Annotated in this window: 20 protein-coding genes and 1 pseudogene; 13 read left to right on the top strand and 8 right to left on the bottom strand. The window is 39.4% G+C overall.

What is annotated here, in order from left to right:
* Nucleotides 1-88: 88 nt before the first annotated feature.
* The 7 genes from ACWIX0_RS03095 (at nucleotide 89) to ACWIX0_RS03065 (ending at nucleotide 5,143) form a co-directional block, all read left to right on the top strand.
* Nucleotides 89-841, top strand: a complete 753-nt coding sequence (locus ACWIX0_RS03095; RefSeq protein ID WP_454171857.1) for a (Fe-S)-binding protein — start codon at nucleotides 89-91, stop codon at nucleotides 839-841.
* A gap of 103 nt (nucleotides 842-944) precedes the next feature.
* A complete protein-coding gene (locus ACWIX0_RS03090; RefSeq protein WP_454171855.1) occupies nucleotides 945-2,468 on the top strand; it encodes a LutB/LldF family L-lactate oxidation iron-sulfur protein in 1,524 nt (507 codons plus the stop codon).
* Nucleotides 2,461-3,264, top strand: a complete 804-nt coding sequence (locus ACWIX0_RS03085) for a LutC/YkgG family protein (RefSeq protein WP_454171853.1) — start codon at nucleotides 2,461-2,463, stop codon at nucleotides 3,262-3,264. The genes ACWIX0_RS03090 and ACWIX0_RS03085 overlap by 8 nt, the downstream gene beginning before the upstream one ends.
* A gap of 237 nt (nucleotides 3,265-3,501) precedes the next feature.
* A complete protein-coding gene (locus ACWIX0_RS03080) occupies nucleotides 3,502-3,636 on the top strand; it encodes a hypothetical protein (RefSeq protein ID WP_454171852.1) in 135 nt (44 codons plus the stop codon).
* A 43-nt stretch (nucleotides 3,637-3,679) separates the two neighbouring features.
* Nucleotides 3,680-4,579, top strand: a complete 900-nt coding sequence (locus tag ACWIX0_RS03075) for a DNA adenine methylase (protein ID WP_454171851.1) — start codon at nucleotides 3,680-3,682, stop codon at nucleotides 4,577-4,579.
* Nucleotides 4,580-4,657: 78 nt separating this feature from the next.
* Nucleotides 4,658-4,912 (top strand): hypothetical protein, encoded by a 255-nt coding sequence (locus tag ACWIX0_RS03070; protein WP_454171849.1) that lies wholly within the window; start codon nucleotides 4,658-4,660, stop codon nucleotides 4,910-4,912.
* Between the two features lie 30 nt (nucleotides 4,913-4,942).
* Nucleotides 4,943-5,143, top strand: a complete 201-nt coding sequence (locus ACWIX0_RS03065) for a DUF6997 domain-containing protein (RefSeq protein ID WP_454171847.1) — start codon at nucleotides 4,943-4,945, stop codon at nucleotides 5,141-5,143.
* Between the two features lie 161 nt (nucleotides 5,144-5,304).
* Here the strand turns inward: ACWIX0_RS03065 and ACWIX0_RS03060 are convergent, their stop codons facing one another.
* The 3 genes from ACWIX0_RS03060 to dndC are packed head-to-tail and all read right to left on the bottom strand — an operon-like array spanning nucleotide 5,305 to nucleotide 10,739.
* Nucleotides 5,305-6,819 (bottom strand): FtsK/SpoIIIE domain-containing protein, encoded by a 1,515-nt coding sequence (locus tag ACWIX0_RS03060; protein ID WP_454171845.1) that lies wholly within the window; start codon nucleotides 6,817-6,819, stop codon nucleotides 5,305-5,307.
* A gap of 11 nt (nucleotides 6,820-6,830) precedes the next feature.
* Complete coding sequence (locus ACWIX0_RS03055) at nucleotides 6,831-8,864, bottom strand: AAA family ATPase (protein WP_454171843.1); 2,034 nt, start codon at nucleotides 8,862-8,864, stop codon at nucleotides 6,831-6,833.
* Entirely contained in the window at nucleotides 8,865-10,739 is a 1,875-nt protein-coding gene (gene dndC, locus ACWIX0_RS03050) for a DNA phosphorothioation system sulfurtransferase DndC (RefSeq protein ID WP_454171841.1), read from the bottom strand. It abuts the gene before it with no gap.
* A gap of 336 nt (nucleotides 10,740-11,075) precedes the next feature.
* Between dndC and ACWIX0_RS03045 the strand changes: the two genes are divergently transcribed.
* Together ACWIX0_RS03045 and thyX are read left to right on the top strand one after the other, a co-directional pair.
* Nucleotides 11,076-11,324: an RNA recognition motif domain-containing protein gene (locus ACWIX0_RS03045; RefSeq protein ID WP_454171839.1), complete on the top strand. Its 249-nt coding sequence runs from the start codon at nucleotides 11,076-11,078 to the stop codon at nucleotides 11,322-11,324.
* Nucleotides 11,325-11,371: 47 nt separating this feature from the next.
* Complete coding sequence (thyX, locus tag ACWIX0_RS03040; RefSeq protein WP_454171837.1) at nucleotides 11,372-12,013, top strand: FAD-dependent thymidylate synthase; 642 nt, start codon at nucleotides 11,372-11,374, stop codon at nucleotides 12,011-12,013.
* A 252-nt stretch (nucleotides 12,014-12,265) separates the two neighbouring features.
* Here thyX and ACWIX0_RS03035 read toward each other — a convergent pair whose 3' ends face one another.
* The 5 genes from ACWIX0_RS03035 to flgH all read right to left on the bottom strand — a co-directional run bounded on the left by ACWIX0_RS03035 (nucleotide 12,266) and on the right by flgH (nucleotide 18,685).
* Nucleotides 12,266-14,107, bottom strand: a complete 1,842-nt coding sequence (locus tag ACWIX0_RS03035; RefSeq protein WP_454171835.1) for a tetratricopeptide repeat protein — start codon at nucleotides 14,105-14,107, stop codon at nucleotides 12,266-12,268.
* Nucleotides 14,108-14,272: 165 nt separating this feature from the next.
* On the bottom strand, nucleotides 14,273-15,175 hold the full coding sequence (locus tag ACWIX0_RS03030; RefSeq protein WP_454171833.1) for a peptidylprolyl isomerase: 903 nt from the start codon (nucleotides 15,173-15,175) through the stop codon (nucleotides 14,273-14,275).
* 257 nt (nucleotides 15,176-15,432) lie between these two features.
* Nucleotides 15,433-16,722 (bottom strand): glycosyltransferase, encoded by a 1,290-nt coding sequence (locus tag ACWIX0_RS03025; RefSeq protein WP_454171831.1) that lies wholly within the window; start codon nucleotides 16,720-16,722, stop codon nucleotides 15,433-15,435.
* A complete protein-coding gene (locus ACWIX0_RS03020; RefSeq protein WP_454171890.1) occupies nucleotides 16,715-17,764 on the bottom strand; it encodes a cytidylyltransferase domain-containing protein in 1,050 nt (349 codons plus the stop codon). The genes ACWIX0_RS03025 and ACWIX0_RS03020 overlap by 8 nt, the downstream gene beginning before the upstream one ends.
* Before the next feature lie 111 nt (nucleotides 17,765-17,875).
* A complete protein-coding gene (flgH, locus tag ACWIX0_RS03015; RefSeq protein ID WP_454171830.1) occupies nucleotides 17,876-18,685 on the bottom strand; it encodes a flagellar basal body L-ring protein FlgH in 810 nt (269 codons plus the stop codon).
* Between the two features lie 230 nt (nucleotides 18,686-18,915).
* On the opposite strand from flgH, the pseudogene ACWIX0_RS03010 reads away from it, so the two are divergent.
* From ACWIX0_RS03010 to ACWIX0_RS02995, 4 genes and pseudogenes are all read left to right on the top strand, one after another.
* Nucleotides 18,916-19,665: pseudogene (locus tag ACWIX0_RS03010) on the top strand (glycosyltransferase family 2 protein); the annotation flags it as partial.
* A gap of 65 nt (nucleotides 19,666-19,730) precedes the next feature.
* Nucleotides 19,731-20,030 carry a type II toxin-antitoxin system RelE/ParE family toxin gene (locus tag ACWIX0_RS03005; RefSeq protein ID WP_454171828.1) on the top strand — a complete coding sequence of 100 codons (300 nt, stop codon included), beginning with the start codon at nucleotides 19,731-19,733 and terminating at the stop codon, nucleotides 20,028-20,030.
* A complete protein-coding gene (locus ACWIX0_RS03000; RefSeq protein WP_454171827.1) occupies nucleotides 20,017-20,250 on the top strand; it encodes a hypothetical protein in 234 nt (77 codons plus the stop codon). The genes ACWIX0_RS03005 and ACWIX0_RS03000 overlap by 14 nt, the downstream gene beginning before the upstream one ends.
* A 23-nt stretch (nucleotides 20,251-20,273) precedes the next feature.
* Nucleotides 20,274-21,695, top strand: coding sequence for a glycosyltransferase family 4 protein (locus ACWIX0_RS02995; protein ID WP_454171826.1), 1,422 nt, complete (start codon nucleotides 20,274-20,276; stop codon nucleotides 21,693-21,695).
* Nucleotides 21,696-21,709 lie beyond the last annotated feature (14 nt).

Here is a 21,709-nt window from a genome sequence, read left to right as displayed (position 1 = left end):
GCTATGACAATGAGAATCTAATAAGCAAAATCAAGCCAAAATTTGCGACAATGACTTAGTCCAATCAAGGCAAAACAAAGGAGATAAAATGCCACAAAATCCCCCAAACACCTCAAATCGTGTGTATTTTTTTGCGACTTGTATCGGCACGGCGGCATATAGCGATACTTGTGTCAATGCCATAAAGCTACTCCAAAACGCAGGCGCGCAAGTGGTGTTTAAAAAAGACCAGACTTGCTGCGGACAGCCTAGCTTTAATTCGGGCTATTATGATGAGACGCGCAAAGTCGCCCTGCATAATATGGAGCTTTTTGCTGAAGAGATTCCTATCATCGTGCCTAGTGGCTCTTGCGCAGGAATGATGAGGGTGGATTATTTGGAGCTTTTTGAGGGGAGCGAGCATTATGAGCGGGCAAAAGGCTTTTGCGCGAGAATCTATGAGCTCAGCGAATACTTGCTAGCAAGAGGCGTAACTTACGAGGATAAGGGCGAGCGCACAAATATCACTTGGCATAGCAACTGCCACGCGCTCCGCACCGCAAAGTGCATAGAATCTGCGAAAAAAATCCTAAAAGGGCTAAAAAATGTCAATCTCATCGAGCTAGAGCGCGAGGAGGAGTGTTGCGGGTTTGGCGGGACATTTAGCGTAAAAGAGCCAGAGGTTAGCAACGCAATGGTTACGCGCAAAGTCCAAGACATACAATCGCGGGGCGTGGAGTATATGATTTCAGGTGATGCGGGTTGTTTGCTTAATATCGCAGGGGCTATGGCAAAGCAGGGCGTGAGTGTGAAGCCCGTGCATCTGTATGATTTTTTGGCACAGCGAATCGGCATAGCCTAAGCGCAAAATATCACGCAAAAGCGAAATAAAGTCGAGATTCTAGAATTTAAATGCTTGTATCAAGCAAACAACAAATGCCACAAACACAACAAAGGGAGGCACAATGAGTAGCACAAACCAAAATCTAAGCACACCACAGCTAAAAGCAAAATACCACAGCGCAGTGGCAAAAGGGCTAAGCAATAAACAACTGCAAGAAAATTTGCTCCGCGCGATGGATACGCTAAGGGGCAATCGCAAAAAACTCGTTACTACGAGGTTTATTGATTGGGAAGGCTTGCGACAAAAGGGCAAGGAACTCAAGCAAAAAAATCTAAAAAACTTAGAAAAAAATCTCTTAACATTTGAGGCAAACGCCACCAAAAATGGTATGAAAGTGCATTGGGCGCGGGACGCAGAGGAAGCAAATGAGATTATTTATGGCATTATGAAGCAAGAAGGCGCGGTAAAAATCCTCAAAGGCAAATCAATGGCGAGTGAGGAAATCGGGCTAAATCACTTCTTAGAATCTAAAGGCATAGAGGCGTTTGAAACGGATTTGGGTGAAGTGATTATCCAGCTTATCGGCGAATCGCCCGTGCATATTGTCGTCCCAGCGATTCATAAAAACCGCTATGAAGTGGGGCAGATTTTCCACGAGAAATTAGGCGCACCGCTAGAAAATGAGATTCCAAAGCTAAACGCCATTGCGCGAAACTTTATGCGCAAAGAGTTTCAAACCTTTACTATGGGAATGAGCGGGGTAAATTTCGCTATCGCAAATGAGGGCGCGATATGGCTAATTGAGAATGAGGGCAACGGGCGTATGAGCACCACCGCGCCAGATGTGCATATCGCAATTTGTGGAATCGAAAAGGTGGTAGAGAGCTTTGAAGATGCGGCGATTTTAGATTCTATGCTTGCTCCTAGTGCGGTGGGGAGCGTCATCACTTGCTACAATAATATCATCACTTCCCCGCGCAAAGAGGGCGAAAAAGACGGACCAAAAGAAGTGCATATCATTTTGCTTGATAATAACCGCTCAAATATGCTAAAAGATAGCCACTACTACCGCTCGATGAGCTGTATCCGCTGTGGGAGCTGTCTAAACCACTGCCCCGTGTATGATAAAATCGGCGGACACGCCTATCTAAGCACTTATCCCGGACCCATTGGCGAAGTGATTAGCCCGCAGATTTTTGGGCTAAATTCCTGCTCGCCGATGCTTGATTTGTGCTCGCTGTGTGGGCGATGTAGCGAAGTGTGTCCTGTGGAGATTCCCTTAGCTGAACTCATACGCGATTTGCGAAGTGAGCGCGTGGGACAGGGGCGCAAGGTAGTCAAGGCAAATGGGGAGTATGGCGCATTTGGAAAGGGTAATTCTAATGCGCGTGAGGGCGGTGCAAAAGGCGCATTGCATACGCAAAATCCAACCGAACAAAGCGCGATGAGAGGCTTTGCAAATCTTGCTACTAGCCCTGCAAAATGGCGATTTGTGATGGGCTTAACAGGGCTAGCCCCGCTTGGCAAGCCTTTTGCTAGTTTTGTGCCATTGCTGAATAAATGGGTAAAATATCGGGCGTTTCCAAAGGTAAGCAGTGGGCTTCATAGCAAGGTGCAAAAAATGCAAGGAGTGATATATGAGTAATGCAAGTTTGAATGGGCAAGGCGGGCAAAATGGCACAAATGGCGGGGCGCAAAATCTAAACGCACAAGCCTTGAATGCAAAGGAGGAGATTTTAGCTCGCATAAAAGAGGCGATTGCGAGCAATACGCATATCCCACATATCGCGGATGGCGAGCCAAAATTCCCCCAGCCATTGCACTTAAGCGGAAGCACAAAAGAGGCACTGCTTAGTGATTTTAAGGAAAATCATACGAATAATAAATCACTTATTATCGAATCTAGCAAGGCTGATTTGCCCACCACAATCGCAACAATCATCGCAGAAAATGACGGCGAAATAAGCCCAAATGAAGCGAGTATCAAAGAGATTTTATGCAACTGTGATTTGGACTGCGAGACAAATGCGCTAGGTGGTGCGCTAAAGAGCGCAGGATTAGAATCTTACGCGCTTTTGCCTTATGCGCAAAGTGTGGATTGTATGCGTGATAGGCTTTTTGGCATTAGTGTGAGCGTGGTGCAGGCGCGCTGTGGTATAGCGGATTTGGGTGTCATCGCGCTTAGCTCAAATGAAAATGCCCCGCGCCTAAGCTCGCTGATTACCAATATTTGTATTTACTTGCTCCCAAAAGAATCTATCGTGCCAAATATGCTTAGTGGCGTGGAGTTTGTCAAAGGATATGAGCGCAAACGAAGTGGCACAGAGATTTTGCCTAGCAATATTATCTTTGTGGCGGGACCATCGCGCACCGCAGACATAGAGCTACAAACCGTCTTTGGCGTGCACGGACCACGAAAGACTTATACGATTTTGTATTAAGATTTTACAAGCATTAGGTTTGTTAGATTTTTGGCTATGTTTTTGAATACATTTAGCAAATGCTAAAATGATATTGAAAGCTGTGCTAGCGTGTTGCTTTTTGCATTTTTTGTGTCGCTTTGTGTGATAGGAAATAGCACCACTGCGCTAGCTAGCAAAAAATCCCACATAGCACAAGCCAAACAAAACTATACACAAACACAACGCTAGCGATAAAACGCAACATAATCAAAGCATTTGACAAAAAAAGTCATCACAAAACAAGAAATAATGCGGGGCATAGCAAGTCCTAGATTTTGCAAATTTTTATGCGTGATTGTAGCAAAAACGCTAGAATATCGGCTTGATAGATTTTGTGGGGCATATTTTTAGGGGCATTGCTTACAAAACGCGTAAAAAATCAAAAAGGCTATCAATGTCATCTATCCACACGCACGATATAAACCCAACTATGCCATATTCTAAGCCATTTCTCAAATGGGCTGGGGGCAAGGCTGGGCTTTTAGAAAATCTTTTGCCTTTTGTGCCAAAAGATTTTAGCGCGTATTTTGAGCCCTTTGTGGGAGGTGGTGCGCTCTTTTTTGCTTTGCAAAATCAAAGGTTTTTTAGCGCAAATGCCCCACATTTAAAACCCATAAAAAAGGTAGTTTTAAGCGATAAAAATACCGAGCTAATAAACGCGTATAAGGCGATTCAAGCAAGTCCTAGCGAAGTTTTGCGCGAATTAAAAACATTGCAAGAAAATCACAACAAAGAATCTTTTTATACAATCCGTAACCTTGATAGAAGCGCGGATTTTGAGCATTTAAGCGCGGATTTTCGCGCCGCTAGGTTTATCTACCTTAATAAAACCTGCTTTAATGGACTATGTCGCTACAACGCCAAAGGGCAGTTTAACACGCCTATGGGGAGTTATAAAAATCCTAAAATCTATGATGAGGACTTGATTTTAAACGCGCATAATGCCTTGCAGGGAGTGGAGATTCTCAATACAGATTTTGCTAGCGCGTGTGCGGATGCACAAAGCGGGGATTTTGTGTATTTTGACCCGCCATATTTTCCGCTAAATAAAACTTCGAGTTTTGTTAGTTATACGGATAATTTTTTGGAAAGCGAACAAATAAGGCTTTGTGAAACATTTAAGATTTTAGAATCTAGGGGCGTGAAAGTCTTGCAAAGCAATTCAAACACAGAATTTATCCGCGAACTCTATAAAGATTTTGAACTCATCGAAATCAAAGCAAGACGCGCAATCAACTGCAAAGGCGACAAAAGGGGCGAAGTAAGTGAGTTGCTAATAAGAAGTGATTACTAAAGCGATAAAACATTTTTATGTTTCTTTTAGCATAAATACGATACACTATTCCTTTTATTTTATAATAAAGGAGATATTATGCTCTGCAATAAGCAACATAGACATTATCCACAATTTTTAGATTTAGCACCAGCCCAAAACAATCAAGCGGGTGGCAGACATAAATGCGCAGGTTGTGCGTATGTTGATGGCTTACTAGATGCCCTAAACAATCAACCGACAAAAACTGATTTAAGCCATTTGCCAGAAAGTCAGGCAGGGGCGGTTAGACATAAAGATGCTATGCAAGCATATTTGGAAGGTTATACCTATGGTATATATCTAACAAACTGAATATGTGTGGCGACTTATTGAATTTTTGTATTGATTTTTCCTAACATTTTTTCTTTTCGTCAGCTTTACTACCCGATGAGGCAGTGGAGCATTCACACAGACAAACAAGTCATCACGCTATTTTTTGAGAGGCGTGGAAGCGAATTTTTATTATGGGAATTTGGATTTAGCGATATTTTGAACTACAATAGCATTTTTTGTAAAAATAGCGCGAAATTTAGGATTGTGTGAAAATTAGGATTGTAGAAATTTAGTATCGCGTATGTATGATTTATAAAAAAATATAAATTAACAAATCGCAAATAAAATGTGGCGCACCAAAAAGCACGAAGCTAGAATCTTACGCGTTGTTGCCTTGCGCACAAAGCGTGGATTTATACGCGGATAAATCATCAAATTAAGCTTTTTATTTCATCATTTTGTAAAAAACAGCTAAAGATATGCTTTCGTCTTGGCATATTTCCCATTTTGATTAACATATCGCCTTTGCCTAGTAGTTTTTCTGCGCCCACTTCATCAAGTATGATTTTAGATTCTGTTTCTTTGCCTACGCGCAGGGCGATTTTGCCATCGATATTATTGCGCAATCCCATTAGAAGTTTGCCATCGGGGCGTTGCGTTCCTAGCACGAGGTGGATTCCCGCCTGCCTAGCCATTTCAGCAAGTCTTGCGATTCTATCTTTTATGCCCTTGTTGTTTTCGACTAAATTATTTAGCTCATCGATGATTAGCACGCGAAATTTTAGCCCTAAATCTTGTATGTTACTTACGCCTGTTTCGCTCATTTTAGCGTTTCGCTCATTCATCTCATCGATGAGATTTTCGATTACATCCCCCGCTTCTTGCATATCCACAATAAGATTGATTTTAGAGCCAAATACCCTAAAATCAATCCCGCCTTTTGGGTCTAGGACGATGATTTGTGTGTTTGGATTTTGGGCTAAACACACTATCATTGTTTGGATAAATTTTGTCTTGCCACTGTTTGTCGTCCCCGCGACAAAGCAATGTGGCGCATCTGCCAAATCAAAACAAAATGGACTTTTATCCACCTCATTCCCCGCATAAATGCCTAGCTTAAAATCGCGCATTTTTAGCTTTGCCAAACCCTCTTTAAATTCTACTAAGCCTAAATTTTGCCATTGCGATTCTGGTTTTGCGATTTGGATATTATATGCCCTTTGCATTCCTTCGCACGATTCTACTAGCACGGGGAATCCAAACTCATCATCAAGGTATTTTGCCTTTGTTTTAAAAGCTGATATTTTATCTGAATCTTCAAGCTCAATCTTGCAAATATGGTAGCGATAAGAATCTGTTTCATTGACAAGCTGTATGTTAATGGCAAATTGTCTAAAATATTTTTGTAAGTGCGTAAAATGGCTATTATCGCTAGATATATTTGTAGATTTAGCTTCGTTTGTAGCATTTTGTGCTGAATGTAGATTTAGATTATCCAAGCACCATTGATAAAAGCAGTCATTGTTTTTCCACGAGTGTCGCAGCTCATACAATCCACGCCGAATGTATTTGCCCAAAATATCTGTATATTTTTTCTCATCGCTAAAAATATCGATATTATCTCTATCTAGCTCCTCTTTGTGCTTGATATATAGCAAAGCGCGAGTGAGGACATCAAAATCATCCTTGTTTTTGCTATCTTTGCCTGTGAGTTGCTCTAAGTGATATTCCTTGCCTTTTTCTCCACCTAGTTTTTTATCATCCCATTGTGGTGATTCTAATGGTATTCTTGGCAGTTGCAATGCCCTAGCCAACGCCACCCTTATCACAAAATATTTAGGAAACTCTCCCTCGCTAAATCCTAGCGATTCGCTATACCCAAACCCCTCTTTACGCACTCCATCTATACACAATTCCTCTTTATCTGTGCTATGAAAATCTGCCATTTTGCGCTCCTTTATGTAAATATAACATCCTCTTTGTTAGCTAGCTTGACAACCGCGTGGCTCCTATCATTATCGTTATGGATTTTATACAATCCTGCTAAGTTTGGTATCACATAGTCGTATTCTCTTACGCCCATTTCTCCACTATGTGGGAGGATTATGACTTGTGTGCCTTTGGCGTAATAATGCTTAATGATACGAGCGCGATTATGCTCATCGATGCGACTTAATGGCGTGTCAATAATTAGCGGAATTTTAGAATTTGATAGCTCGCTTAATGCCCAAAATATGCTAATAGCTAAAATCTGCTTTTGTCCGCTACTTTGGGATTCTACGATGATTGGCTCGCCATATTTATCTTTCAAAACAATCTCAAATTCTTCGCTAATTTCTAGCTCTGCTATATTGTCATTTGGGATAATTTGCTTGTATTTTTCCAAAATCTTATCGTGGAGTTCATCTCGCAACTTGCCTATAAGTTTGTCTTTGTAGATACTCATACTTTCACATAATACCTTAAGCAAATGGAGCTTATGCTCTATGCGCTCGGTGTTGATGCTTTGCTCTAGTGAATCTATTTCTTTTTGCAAGTTTGCTTTTTGGATTTTTAGCTGCTCTAGTTCGCGTTTATTTTCCTCTAGCTTTGGCTGTAATTCATTGTCTTTTTCCTTGCATTTTTGTATTTCGTCGTTAATTTCATCTTGTTTTGTTTTTGCTCTCTCATCGGCGTTTAGTTCATCGATTTGGGCTTTTATGTGATTTAGGGTGGTTTTATTTTTTTTGATTTGTTGAATATTTTGTTGTAGGCTACTAGATTCAGTCCTTATGATATTTTCGTTAATGGTTTTTATACATTCAAGTGGGATTTTTGAGCTTTCTTTGGCGATTTTAGATTCTAGATTTTTTGGCATTTGGCGCATAATATCGCTAAATAAATCTTTAAATTTTAAAATCATATTAGATTCTTGCGTGTCGCCCTCTTGGATAAAATCTTGGATTTTTTCCTCTGCGATTATTTGCATACTTGGGGTAAGTCGCTTTAATGCTTCTATGTCGCTTTTATTGGCGTTAGATTCTATGCTGTCTATTTCCTCTTGCAATCTTTTGATAAGCGTGGCATTACTTGCAAAAACTACGGATTTTATACTGCTAATAAGAGATTGCTTAATATCAAACAAATCTTTATCAACTTGGTTTTTCTCTGTTGTTAATTCTTGTAATTCTGCACTACTATCAGCGATAATTTTTTCTAACTTGCGCTCTAAATTTTTGATTTTTTGTGCATTTTCTTGTAATTGTGTTTGCTCATTGTTTATTGCATTGCTTTTAGCTTGAATCTCGGTTTCTTTTGTGTCTTGTTGCTTTTTTCTAATATCTAGGCTATCTCTTAATTCTTGATTTTTTGATTCGTTTGCGATTAGCTCATCTTTTAATCTTTGAGTTTGTTTTATGATAATTTCAAGCGGGCTAATCTGCAAAATCTCTACGATTTTTTCGCGCAATTTTGTGCGGAGATTATCGCTAATGTTTTCTATTTCCTCGCCATCAAAAAAGAAAAATTCCACGAAATTTTCGGGCAAAATGTTATTTAACCTATGTTGTGCTTCATCATTTTCATAAGTTTGCCCATCTATTTGCAAAAATAATGTTTCTTTGATTTGTGTTTCTTGCACATTTTCCCAAAATCGCTCTATGCAGAATTTATTGCCATCTATTTCGCCATTAAATCGCACAAAAAATTCTCTTTTTCCCTCATTTAGCGCGTTTTTGTTTAAGATTCCATTCCAATTTGTGCTATTTCCCTTGATAAATTTTTTGTAATTTTTTTCATTTGGTGCAAATCGCCCAATTACGCTAGGCAGATTTTCACTCACCCCGCCCGTGCCTAGAAATAACAACTTCGCACAGCGGATAAAGCTCGTCTTGCCAAAGCCATTATCCCCATAAATGCAATAAAGATTTTTGTCCTCTTTGCGCTCAAATTCTACACTTTGCTCCCCATAGTAAGCAAAAAGATTGCATATTGTGATTTTGCTAATAAACATTTATGCCTCCTGCTTTTGTGGCATATATTGTGATTTCGCGCTTTTGTCATTTAGCAATTTTTCTATTTCATCTTTAATCTGTGCGGGCGCGCTATGTCTGCCACGAGAGCCTGCATTGTTACAAATACTCATTGATTGCTTGATGAGATTTTCAATCGTTGTGCTATCAAGCGTATCTTGCCCGTATTTGCCGTTTATATCCCTTATGACTTCATCTAAAATCTCTTTATGCAAAATGTTGCTTTTTTCCATTTTTACTCCTTTTAGTCGGTTAAATTTTTGTGCGATTGTTATGGCGGTGTGGGATAAATCAAAATCCTTGCTCCACTGGGCTTGAATTTCTAGAATCTGCTCATCGCTTATGAGTTTTTGCCTCGCATTTGTCGCATTTTCTGCACCCTTTTTAGAATCCAAAAACTCCCTCTCCGCACTCAAAAGTCGCTCTAGCATCTCTATGCGAATGTGGCTAAGAAATGGTCCTAGCCCACCCACCTTATACACCGCCCGTCCATCGCGCTTATAGTCCGCCCTCGCGTTTGGATTCTCACGCTTTTCTTTAATGTAGTTGCGAAACTCATTTAATGGCTTTAAGTGTGTCTCGCCCGTGCTGATAAAGCCCTGCATTGATTTGTCTTCATTTACCACCGTGCATACCCAGCACCCAAAGCGCGAGCCACCGCAACTACTCTGTGCTAAATCCGTGATAAATTGACACTCTTCCCCACTTGCTTTTGAATAGAGTGCGAAAAGCTCGCTATGGTCTTTGTCCCACAATGGCTTATGGCTAAGCAAGTATCCCCACACAGAGTCCGTGTCCCACTCTGCAATGGGCGAGTATGTCAGCGTGTCGGGGAAATCGTGGTGTTGAGAGTAGCCGTCCTCATTTAAGATTCTCTTTTCAATGGATTTTTTGCGATTGGTTGATTCGGATTTGCGCGAACCTAGCAACAAAATGCACGAGCCAAATTTTTGCGTGATTTTTGCGACTTGCGCTTTGGCTGGGTTGATTTTTAGTCGCTCGGTGCACCAGCGAAATGTGCGCGTGGGGCTTGGGTAGCCTTTGCCGATGAGATTTACCCAAAAGTTATCTTTCAAACTTGGCTCTACGATAATCACTTCAAAAGGGATATTATGCGCTTTAGCGTGGGCGTTTATCGAATCAATCACAGCGCGTAAAAATTTATCAATATGCGGGGCTTCTACAAGCGTATTTGACGCGATAGCAAAGGTAGGACGGCGCAAATGCGCGGGCAGAGAAAAAAGCATTTCATACACTAATTGCAACACGCAAGTAGAATCTTTGCCCCCGCTAAAAGTAACTACCCACGCTTTTTTGCTTGCAAGGTATTTTTCTTCTAGCGTGGCGATAGTTTGGGCGATTAGGGGATTTGATTCTTGGGATTTTTTTGCTGTTTGTTTTGTTTGGGGTGGTAGGCGTTGTGCTATATTATTTTGTGAGGTGTGTTGTGCTAAAGCATTATCATTTCCCTGCAATATCTCTAGCCCCGCATCATAAGCTTCCATAATCCCGCATTCAAGGTAATACAAACGATTATGCCCATAGAGGGCTAAAAAATCGCTATTTTTTGCAAGGCTTTGGGCAAAAGATTTTGCCCTCACACTGCTAAAGCATAGGACTAAAAGCGGTTTATGGAGGTTGTTTTTAGAGGGATTATCGGGGGGCAGATAGTCGGGGGGGGGGGGGGAATAAATATTAGATTCTAATAAGCTAATTACTTGTGATATATCGCTTGCGTTGTGAGAATCTCGCAAATGCGCACCCAAAAACGCCTGCTTACCACGAATATCAATAATGCAAAAATCTTGTGGATTTTGCTTGAAGTCATATATAGATTTTGCAGAAATGATAGACATATAGATTGTCCTTAAAATTTTTAGTAGCGAGCATTATATAATATTTTTAATTTTTTGCACCAAATCTTACAAAACTATCTACAAATCGCACAAAATAGCAATGGTTTTCTTAAAATTTATCAAATTTTAAGGATAAAAAGCCTACGATTGCAAGGTTTAATGTTGCATTAAAGGCTTAGAGGCAATTTCTAAAATTAAGATTCTTGTGTTTATGAAGTTTTGGCAAGTTTGGCATAAGTAAGATTTGACAAAAAGTTTTAGCAAGATTTTGTAATTTTGTGAGTTTGATTTAGGATTTTTAATGAGGCATTTGAATCTTACTTTTGGAGCATTGTGATGAAAAGCATTTATGTAGGGAATCTCCCGTATTCTACGACAAATGAAGAAATGAACGCGTTGTTTTCGCAGTATGGCAAAGTCCATAGCGTAAAGCTGATAAATGATAGGGAAAGCGGCAGACCAAAGGGATTTGGATTTGTAGAAATGGACGATGAGCAAGCCCAAGCTGCAATGAGTGCGCTTGATAATACAAACTTTAATGGCAGGACTATCCGCGTAAATGAAGCAAATGCTAGAAAACAATAACGCGTGCTAAATACTACAAAACTACAAACAATAGGCAAGGGTTTGTGATGTCTAGGCTTGTAAAGCCACCGCAGGTAGAATTGCTACATTATACGCCACTTCCTATCTGCTCAAATGCGATTCGGGCTTGTTGGCAGAGCTTTGATAAAAGCGATAATGGTGGCGAGATAGACAAAAAGCTAATCTATCGCGTAGGTAATATCAACAAACATAAATCCACCCTAGAGCATCTCTACTACAACTTTTACATAAAAGGCATTTCAAGGGCTTGCTTGCAAGAGCTAACAAGACACCGCATCGCCTCTTATAGTGTCAAATCCTCCCGCTACACGCTAAAAGAACTCAAAAAAGCTGATATTAGCTCGCTAGAGAGCGCGAGTAAGTTTATCAAACTAACGGGCAATGAGCTAGTGGATAATGCTAGTCTAAACGCGCTAAAAGCATTGCAAAACCTACTAAATGAACCCGATATGAAAATGGATTTTGCAAAGTTTGCTATGCCAGAATGCTATCTAACCGAGCTAGCGTGGAGTATCAATGCTAGGAGTTTGCAAAATTTTTTGGAGCTTCGTAGCTCGCATTACGCGCTATGGGAGATACAAGATCTTGCAGAATCCATTTTCCAAGCATTGCCAAAAGAGCATAAATATTTGTTTATAGATTCTATGCAAAAAGAATCTAATCAATAACGCAAAAATGCAAAAAGCGCAAGAACCCCATTTTTACTTTTTTTATTTTTTCACTTTTATCCTTTATTACTTGCCTGCTTCTCTGCTTCCACAACCCACATATAAATCGCATAAATACTTTGGCTTCTTGCAAAAACCTAAGCCCCGACAATGGATTTGTCATCATTGCAAGAATCTAGGCTTTTATAAAATTGTAGTCTCATTTAGATATTTTGGATTCTAGCGATGCCAAATATATGACAAAAAGTGGCTTTAGTGGCTATTTTGAGAATTTAGCTTTTTGTAATTATCACAAGCCTTTTGACTTCCCAAATCACAAGCCTTGCCATAATATTGTTTTGCTAATGAAAAATCCTGTTTTACGCCCTGTCCAAAATCATAAGCCACGCCCAAATTATTACACCCTGCAGGCGATTTAAATTCGCAAGATTTTTTGTAATATTCAAATGCTTTAGAATAATCTTGTCTTACGCCCTCGCCATTTACATACATTGTCCCTAACAACGCACAAGAATCGCCCTTGAAACTACTATTTGATTTATCGCATAAAATTTCAAAATTTTTCTTTGCATTGAAAAAATCTCGCTCCTCTATTAAAAAATACGCTAGCCCATAACACGCTTCATATATGCCTTTATCACAGGCGGGCTGGTAATATTTCTTTGCCTTTTCCTTATCATTGTTTTGTTGATACAAAAGCCCTAGATTAAAATATGCCTTATCATATCCTAAAGAAATAGCTCTCTCATAGTATGAGATTGCTTGCTTTGGATACCCTGCTAAATTGTAAATTATTCCTATGTCATTGCAGTTTTGCTTATCATCGCATTTATCCGCACTTGGAAAACCACTATCAATGATTGTTTTGCATACGCTAGCGTTTTTATATTTTGTGCAATCCTCCCATTTTTGCTTTGATTCTTGCAAGGTTGTTTTTAATAAGTTGAAAGATTTGCAAATTTCGCTACCCAAATCACACGCCTTTTTATGGTAATAAGTAGCTTTTTGTGTATCTTGTGGAATACCCTCATTTTTTTCATACATTAGAGCCAACAAGAAACAAGATTCTTTTTCCTTATATTTATCACAAGCGATTTCGTAATTTTTCTTTGCATTAGTAAAATCTTTTTTGAAAGAACCATATAAAATCCCTAAAAAACGATACCCCTCATAATCCCCCAAACTAATCGCCCGCTTATAATACTCCATTGCCTCATCTATTCGCCCAATATTACGCAAAATAGTCCCTATTTTATTGCACGAGTATTTTTCGCATTGCAAAACGCTTGCTAAGCCATTATCTACCAATCTTTGGCACGCGCTAAAATCCTCGTTTAAGCATTTTTCATACGCCTTTTCCCACTCGTTATTGCTCATTGTTGCTTTTGGAGCATTTAGCGATATGGCGATAGATTCTTGTTTTTTAGATTCTTGCAGATATGTTTGCGCTACATTTTTAGGCAGGATTTTAGTGGATTTTGCGATATTGCTCCATACTTCTATGCCTGTGGCTAAATCTGTAAGCCTTAGCAAAATCTCATATTCTAGTCGCACTTCTTTGCCTATGGTTTTTACCCTCTTGCTTACTTTGCCAGATAGTGAATAATCAGGTGCTAGTAAGCCTCCCTCCTCTTTGGTGGTGTATTGATTATATTCGGCACTATTGCGCAATGTGCGAGAATCTTTTATGAGATTATCAGCCGTATTGGCATTGCTAGCAATCGCATTTGTAAAAACAAATTTTTCCGCAACGCTTTGTTTAAAACCAACCATTATAGATTCTATGTCGATAGGTTCTTGTGTGGTGTTTTTTATGTGTGAAATGGCGATGATTTTTTTGGATTGTAGTTTTTGGACAAATTTTTTTGACAAAAGTGAAGTAGCGTGCGCACTCATCATAGAATCTATATCAGCTATATCTTGCATTGCTAGATTTTGGCTATGTGTCAATGTGTGATAAGTCAAATCAATATTAGTAGGTTGTGTGTCTATACTTGTTGATTTAGCACAAAGTAAAGCAGGATAAAAAATAAGCAAGAAAAAGCATAAAAAGCTAAAAAACATACTTGAAAAAAACTTAAAGCAACTAGACATAAAAACCCCCTTATCTATCTCACTTTAAGGCGATTTTGTAAAATTATTCTAAACCCCCTCTGTTAAGCCCTCTAAAATTTTTCATCAAGCATTTAAACCAAAATCCCCCTCCAAATGCAATTTATAATGCGATTTTTTGCTATCGCAAAAAACTTACAAATCCTCTTATAAAGAAATTTGCACTTTTGCTTTTGCGCGGAGAGAATCTATCTTTTTTTGCATTTCTTCAAGCAGTTTTTGCTGTCCTATTTCTTGTTTTAGCCCCTCTTTGATTTTGTCAAAATCATATTTATCAGCCTTGTCGATGACATAGATGATATGGTAGCCAAAATCCGTTTTCACAGGGCTTTTTGAGTAGTTGCCCACACTCATAGCAAACGCCGCATCTGAAAAAGGTTTTACCATTTGCTCTTTAGTAAAGCTACCTAAAAGCCCGCCGTTTTGGACTTGCTTATTTCCCGCATCAATACTTTGCTTATTTGCGATTTCGCTAAATTTTTGCTCTACTTTATTTTTAGGAGTTTTGTTTAGCTCATCGATGACTTTTTTTGCCTCTGATTCGGTTTTTACAAGGATATGTCGCGCAGTTACATTTGGCTTAGAAAATTGCGCGCTATTTTTGTCAAAAAACGCCTTTGCTTCTTGGTCGGTTACAGTGATTTTGCTAGCGATATTTTGCGCTTCTTTTTGTTGCCATATATCTACCAAAAGCCCGTCTTTTATGTTTTTGGTGATTTTGTTGTAGGCTTGGGTAAATTCTGGGGTAGAATCTAGCTTATTTTTTTGCGCTTCTTTAGCTATCAAAATACGAATCACCGCGCTATTTACTAGCTCTTGTTTTTGCTCTTTTGTGAGCTTGTCAAACTCAAAGTTTGGATTTTGCGCTTTTATCTCATCAAAATCCGCATCAGTTATCTGCACTCCTTCGACTGTGGCTAGCACTTTCGCCACTGCGAAATTTACCCCCCCAAATCCCAAAAAGCTAGCCATTAGCACGCCTGCTAGCTTTGCTTTTTTTGTCCTAAAGGCTGTGTTTGTCGCGTTTATCGCGCTATTTTGTTGGTTCATTTAGATACTCCAAAATGTAGATTTTTGTGTAAAACACAAATGTGAAAACACAATTCGCAAGATTTTATCCACTTTTTGTAAATTTTAAGTTTTTGCAATGATAGTTGTGTGGCAATGCTACGCGTAGGCGATTTTTGAGAATATCGCAACTTTAGTAAAAATTTTGGTAAAAATTTGGGCAAGATTTTGTGCTTAGGCTTTGAAAAAACTTTAGAGAATATTGCCTATCAAAATCCAAATAGCATTAGCATAAATATTTATCCCAAAAATCTATGAGCTATGTCGCTAGCGGATTTTCCTAGCTCTAGTTTTGCTAGATTTTGGCTTATTTTTGCACGCTTTTTTTGGCTAAGGCGTGATAATGCTTTGGCTAGATTTTGGTGGAAAATCTTATGATTTTTTGCGTTAGTATGAGTTTTTAGCAAAAACGCCCCTGTTTTTTTGGCAAACGCGCTAGATTGTGCTAGTTGATTACTAGCAGTTGGGATAATGATAAATGGAAGCGCGCTTTGTGCTAGCTCATAGAGGCTCTGCCCCCCAGCACTTATTGCTATGTCGCACTCTCTCATCACTCTAGCAAAATCTTTTGAAGGGATATTTTGGTAGATTTTGTAAGTGATTTTTATGCGTTGGTTTGACACGCTAGATTTTGGATTAGATTTTGCCATACTAGATTTTGGCTTAAAAATATGTGGATAAAACCCGCCCAAAATGATATGTAGGCAAATACTAGAATCTAAAATGCTAGCTAGATTTTTATCTTGCGAGATAATCTTATGTAGCATATTTGATATTTGTTGTGTGTAGTTTTGTTTATCGCACGCACCAAATGTGATTAACATATCTTTGATATGAGGCTTTATAAGTCGCTTTTTTGTTTTATTTTTTGCAAAATCAAAATCTGCATTTTTGATAAAAAACTTTGAGCCATAAAAGACATTATTTGTGAGAAAATCACTCAAAATAGCAAAATCTAAACCAAAATCTAAGCGATTAGGCGTGGCATTTATAGCGCATTTTTTTGTGCGCAAATTATTGATTTTTTTTGCTGTTTTTTTTGCTAGCTTGTTTTCAAAATCCCTCAAAAGATTCTCACTAGATAACCCGCTATTTAGCACAAATATGCCCCTTAGCGCGTTTGTAAAATCTACTATTTTTTGCGGATTTTTTGCACACATTTTTTTTGCAAATCGTTTATATGCAAAATCTAAAAACCTAGCCCTATCATCAAGTATCAAAACTTTATTAGCGTTTTGCCTTTTTAGTAGGGCTTTAAAATGCTTAGATTTTAGCTCATAGCTATCGATGATGATAAATGCGTATTTAGCGATAATAGCGCGAAATTCACTCAAAGAAGTCCATTTTTTTTGTCCTTTTTCCTCGCTATTTAGCATTACAAAATCCACATTTTTATCACAAGAAGCAAGATATTTTTGAAGCATTGTTTTTATTTTTTGCACTCGGTGCAAATGCCCGCCACCTGCTTTCCCCCCAAAGCTAGTTAAGATTGCGCAATGAATTTGTGATGATTGTTTTTTGCTAGTCATTTTTGGTATTTTGTGTATTTTTTGCTTTTGTAGCTTTTTGCAATGCTAAAAATTTCGCCTTTGCTAGATTCCAATCACTAATGGTGTCTATGTCTTGTGCGTGGTTAGAATCTAGCGTGATAGCAAGTGAGTGGCTAGAAAAAATGGGTTTTTGCGCACAAAAAGTGCTAGCCCTACCCCAATAAAGCACGCCCGCATCGACATATACGCGTGGCAAATCCTGCGAGCGCACGCCCTCATATTGCTTAAAAAGCATTTTTGGCTTCCCAATTTTTGTGCTAAAATCCGCAGTCAAATCTTGCCCAAAATCCTCTTCAAACTCCCCCAAAAAATCCTTATCAAAATCATCGCAAAAATCCGCCCTAAAACCCCTCATAAAATCCGCTCCAAAATTATCGCCTAAACCCCCTGCTAAATCCATTTTAGATTCTAGCACAAAGCCACGCAGAGGATTTTTTGCTAGCTCATTTGCAAAAAACACATATTCACACCCCGTTTTCTTGCTAGCATTCAAAAATATCTCAAAACTTCTCACAATATGCCTAAAATCAATAAGCGGCGCGGTAGGATATAGCACGCACACAGGCGTTTGCTCGCAAATCTCCACCCCCAAATCCCCTCCAAAATCGCGCAAAAAATCTAGCGCGTGTGCCACCACAGGAAGTGTCGCGGTGGTGTCGTTTGCTAGATTGCTAGGGCGCATAAAAGGCACGGACGCCCCGTATTGTTTAGCGATTTTAGCGATTTTTTTATCATCGGTGCTAACGATTATAAATGGATTTTGGCTTTGATTTTGGGGGGGATTTTGCGCAAAAGTGGCTTTTTGCAAGGCTTGCAAAGATATGTTTTTGTGTGGTGGATTTTGGTGTGAAAAATGTGGTAAGTGTGAGAAATGCGAACAATGCGAAGAATGTTGGCTAGAAAATAGATTAGATTTTAGAGCATTTTGTATCGAATAAGCGATGATAGGTTTGCCACAAAAGTTTTTGATATTTTTGTGCGGGATTCGCTTGCTACCGCCTCTAGCAGGGATAATGCAAATAGGTTTATGATTTTTAAAAGTATTTTCCAAAATCTTATCCAAAATCTCGCACCATAAACCGCAAAATAAAATCCACAAACCAAAATCTACAAAATAAAACCCCAAAACTACCTAAAAAGGAAACTCATTTTCTACCGCTTGTGAGCCGTCTTTTTTGTGGTTTGTCTGCCCGATAGAGCCCACGCTTAGATATGAGATTTTAGAGTCTGAAATATATTTTGATGAAATCGTATTGTCCCTAGCTATATCATAGGGGCGGATTACGCCACTTATGGTTACTAGCCGTTTTTCGCCATCGATTAGGACTTCATTATGCCCATAGACAAAGTAGTTGCCATTTTCTAGGACTTTTAGGATTCTAGCAGTGATAAAAAATTTTAGCGCGTCATTGCGACTTTGTGCGCCACTGCCGTTAAATGTCGAATTATCCGTAGTTTTTTGCAGTGAATAGTTTGTGGTGTTGTTTAGCTCTTGGGTATCTTTAGCGACTTCCTCATCTGTGCCGTTATAGTTTAGCACGGGGGCGTTTGTTTGTCCATTGCTAGTGGAAGTGTAGTTTTTGGAGCTAGAGAGTGAGGCGGTGGAGTTTTCATCGATATTTATGGTGATTAAATCATTTGGACGCATAGCCCGTCTATCCGCAAACAACGGACGCTCGCCCTGCCCAAAAAGACTTCCTGCTTGAGCAGGAGCGGGCAAAAACTCCTTGCTAGGCATTTCTTCGACATAATCAGGTGGGTTAAAATCAATCTGCGGAGCGTAAGCCACACATAAACTTAGCAAACTACATAGCCCAAAAAATCCCAAAAAAGCAGGGATAAACGCAACAAAAATACCCCATTTTGTGTATGCTTTTGTGCGTAGTTTTTGTTGCGTGTATTTTGTGTATTTTGGATTTGATATGTTTGGGCTTTTTTTCATTGTGAATGCTCCTTTGGGGGATTTTTGGATTTTTTCAAACGACATATTTTTATCACTTATGCTCGCTATACGCTATCGCAAAATTTAGCAAAATTTATTCCTTTTTTACTTGTTTTGTTGCTTATTTTATTTTGTGTTTGGTTTAGATTTTGGCAAATCTATTGTATTTTGCATATTTTTGTATAATGCGTTTTTTTAAGTTTTTTTGATTTTACTTTGACGGAGGACAAATGAATAACCCCGCTAAAATCTCAGTCTGCATTATCGTAAAAAATGCCCAAGCCACGCTAAAAGAGTGCTTAGAATCGCTAAAAGAATTTGATGAAATCATCTTGCTCGATAATGGAAGCACGGACGCTACACTGCAAATCGCGCAGGATTTTAACGCGACTTATGGGCGTTTGCAAATCAAACAAAGCGAGTTTATCGGCTTTGGTGCGCTAAAAAATCTCTGTGTGAGCTATGCCAAAAACGAGTGGATTTTAAGTCTAGATTCTGATGAAGTGCTAGAATCTAGCGCGTTAAACGCAATCAAAGCCCTAAATTTGCAGCCCCAAAATATCTACGCCATCTCGCGCAAAAATCTCTATAAAGGCGAGTGGATAAAGGCGTGCGGGTGGAGTCCGGACTTTGTATGGCGAATCTTTAATAAAAACTTCACGCGCTTTAATGAAAACATTGTGCATGAGAGTGTGATAATCCCGCCAAACGCACAAAAGATTCGCTTGCAAGGGCATATCAAACATTATGCGTGCAGTGGAATCGCGCAAATCTTTGAAAAAGTGCAAAAATACTCCACACTATACGCCAAAGAACACGCAAGCAAGCACTCAACCCCGCTAAAAGCATTTATTCACGGGTTTTTTTGCTTTGTGCGCGATTACTTTTTTCGCAAAGGCATATTTTATGGCTACAAAGGCTTTGTGATAAGCCTATGCAATGCGCTTGGGACTTTTTCTAAATACATAAAAATCTATGAAAATCGCCAAAATGACAAATCTCACCAAAATGCAAAAAACTAAAGAAAAATAAAGTATAATCCATTATGAAAATCATAGAAAGCGCGGAATTTAGCCATTGGTTTGAATCTTTGGCAGATAATGCCACAAAAAAGCAAATCTACCAAAGACTTGCTAGGATACGACTTTATGGACATTTTGGCGATTTTAAAGTGATTGATAATGAGCTAAAAGAATTGCGCTTTTTTAATCGCAGTGGCACAAGAATCTATTACGCTTTACTTGATGGCGTGGTGCTACTGCTAGGTGGCGACAAAGACACGCAAAAGCGCGATATTACCAAAGCAAAGGTGATTTTAGAGGAGTATAAAGATGAAAAAATTTAGAGATTTTGAGGAATGCAATTATTTAAAAAGCGATGAAGAGAGAGTGCTTTTTTTAAGCGCGTTAATCGAAGAAAATGACGCCAAAAGCCTAGAATACGCGCTTATGCAGGTGGCAAAAAGTCAGCTTTTAGAACTATTAAATGCAAACAAAAAAACCCTTGCCCCCGCACTAAAAAGCTTTGAGAAATTAGAATTTTTGCCCCACATATCTGCAAACTAATCCTTTGGCTTTTTACACTTCAAATGAAAATCCTAATCACACTAAAAGACATTACAGAGGGCGGTGGTGGGGAGCGCGTGGGCGCAAATCTCGCAAATGCCTTTGCGCAAAATCTGGGTTATGAAGTGCAAATCATTAGCTTTTTTCGCACACACAAAACGCCCATTTATCCGCTTGATTCGCGCATTTCTTGCGTCTATCTTTGCGACACAAAAGCAAAATCCAAAAATCCGCTTATCACCCTTTTTCACAAAAGCATTTTGCGCGTCCTTTTTTGCCTAAAAACGCACAAAATCGCAAGGCAAACAAACGCCGACATTGTGCTAGCAAATGATGGGTGGTTTATCCCGCTTTTTGCGCCTAAAAAGCGGGATTTTAAGCCGTTATTTGTGCGCCTGTGGCATTTGAGTGCCCCTAAAAAGGCAAGGCGCAAACTGCACTATTTTGACACGCTTGTCGTGCTATCATCGCGTGAGTTGCCCACTTGGCAACGCTATCATAAAAATGTGCGTGTAATCCCAAACTTTATCCCACAAATCCCGCAAAAAAGCACAAACTACGCGCAAAACGCGGTGCTAAGCGTGGGACGAATGGATAATGGCGACCAAAAAGGCTTTTTGCGATTGATTGATATTTGGAAAATAGTGCAAGAGAGGATTGCAAATTCTAATGCGAATCGTGAATCTTCTGATTTGTCATTGCGAGGCGCACGAAGCGAAGCGAGTGCAACGAAGCAATCCAAATCAAGCAACTTAAAAAGACAAAGTGAATCAATGATAGAAAAGCAAATCAATGCAGATTCGTTGCAGGTAAGTGATTCAGCAAAAGTGCAGAGCCTCCCTAATAGATTGTCACGATTCGGCGTTGCCGAATCTCGCAATGACGGCGTAATATCCCCCTCCCTTGCGGAGGGGGATACAGGGGGTGGGTTTGATTCCGCAAACATAGATTGCCACGATTTTACTGCCGTAAAATCTCGCAATGACAAAGAAAATCTAGCCGAGTGGAAACTCGCAATCGTAGGCGATGGCGTCCTAAAAAGCGAAATAGAATCCAAAATCAAATCCCTAAACTTGCAAGATTCTATAATCATAAAGCCATTTACCAAAGAAATCGAGCGCGAATATTTGGGGGCGAGTATCTATGCGATGAGTTCGCACTTTGAGGGATTCCCTATGGTGCTTGTGGAGGCTTCTAGCTACGGCTTGCCTTGTATCGCCTTTGACATCGCCACAGGACCTAACGATATTATCGCGCATAATAAAAGTGGCTATTTGGTGAGCGATAATGACTTGGAGGGTTATGCAAAGCATTTAATTGCGCTAATGAGTGATGAAAATTTGCGCTCTAACTTTGGCGCAGAATCTAAACAGCTTGTAAGTGAAAAATTCTCACAATCTGTGGTAATCCAAAAATGGCAAGAATTGCTTGAAAATAAAGGGTGAGATTTGTAGTAGAT

This window comes from Helicobacter sp. T3_23-1059 (assembly GCF_053654515.1).
This window is presented reverse-complemented; position numbering and strand designations above follow the sequence as displayed.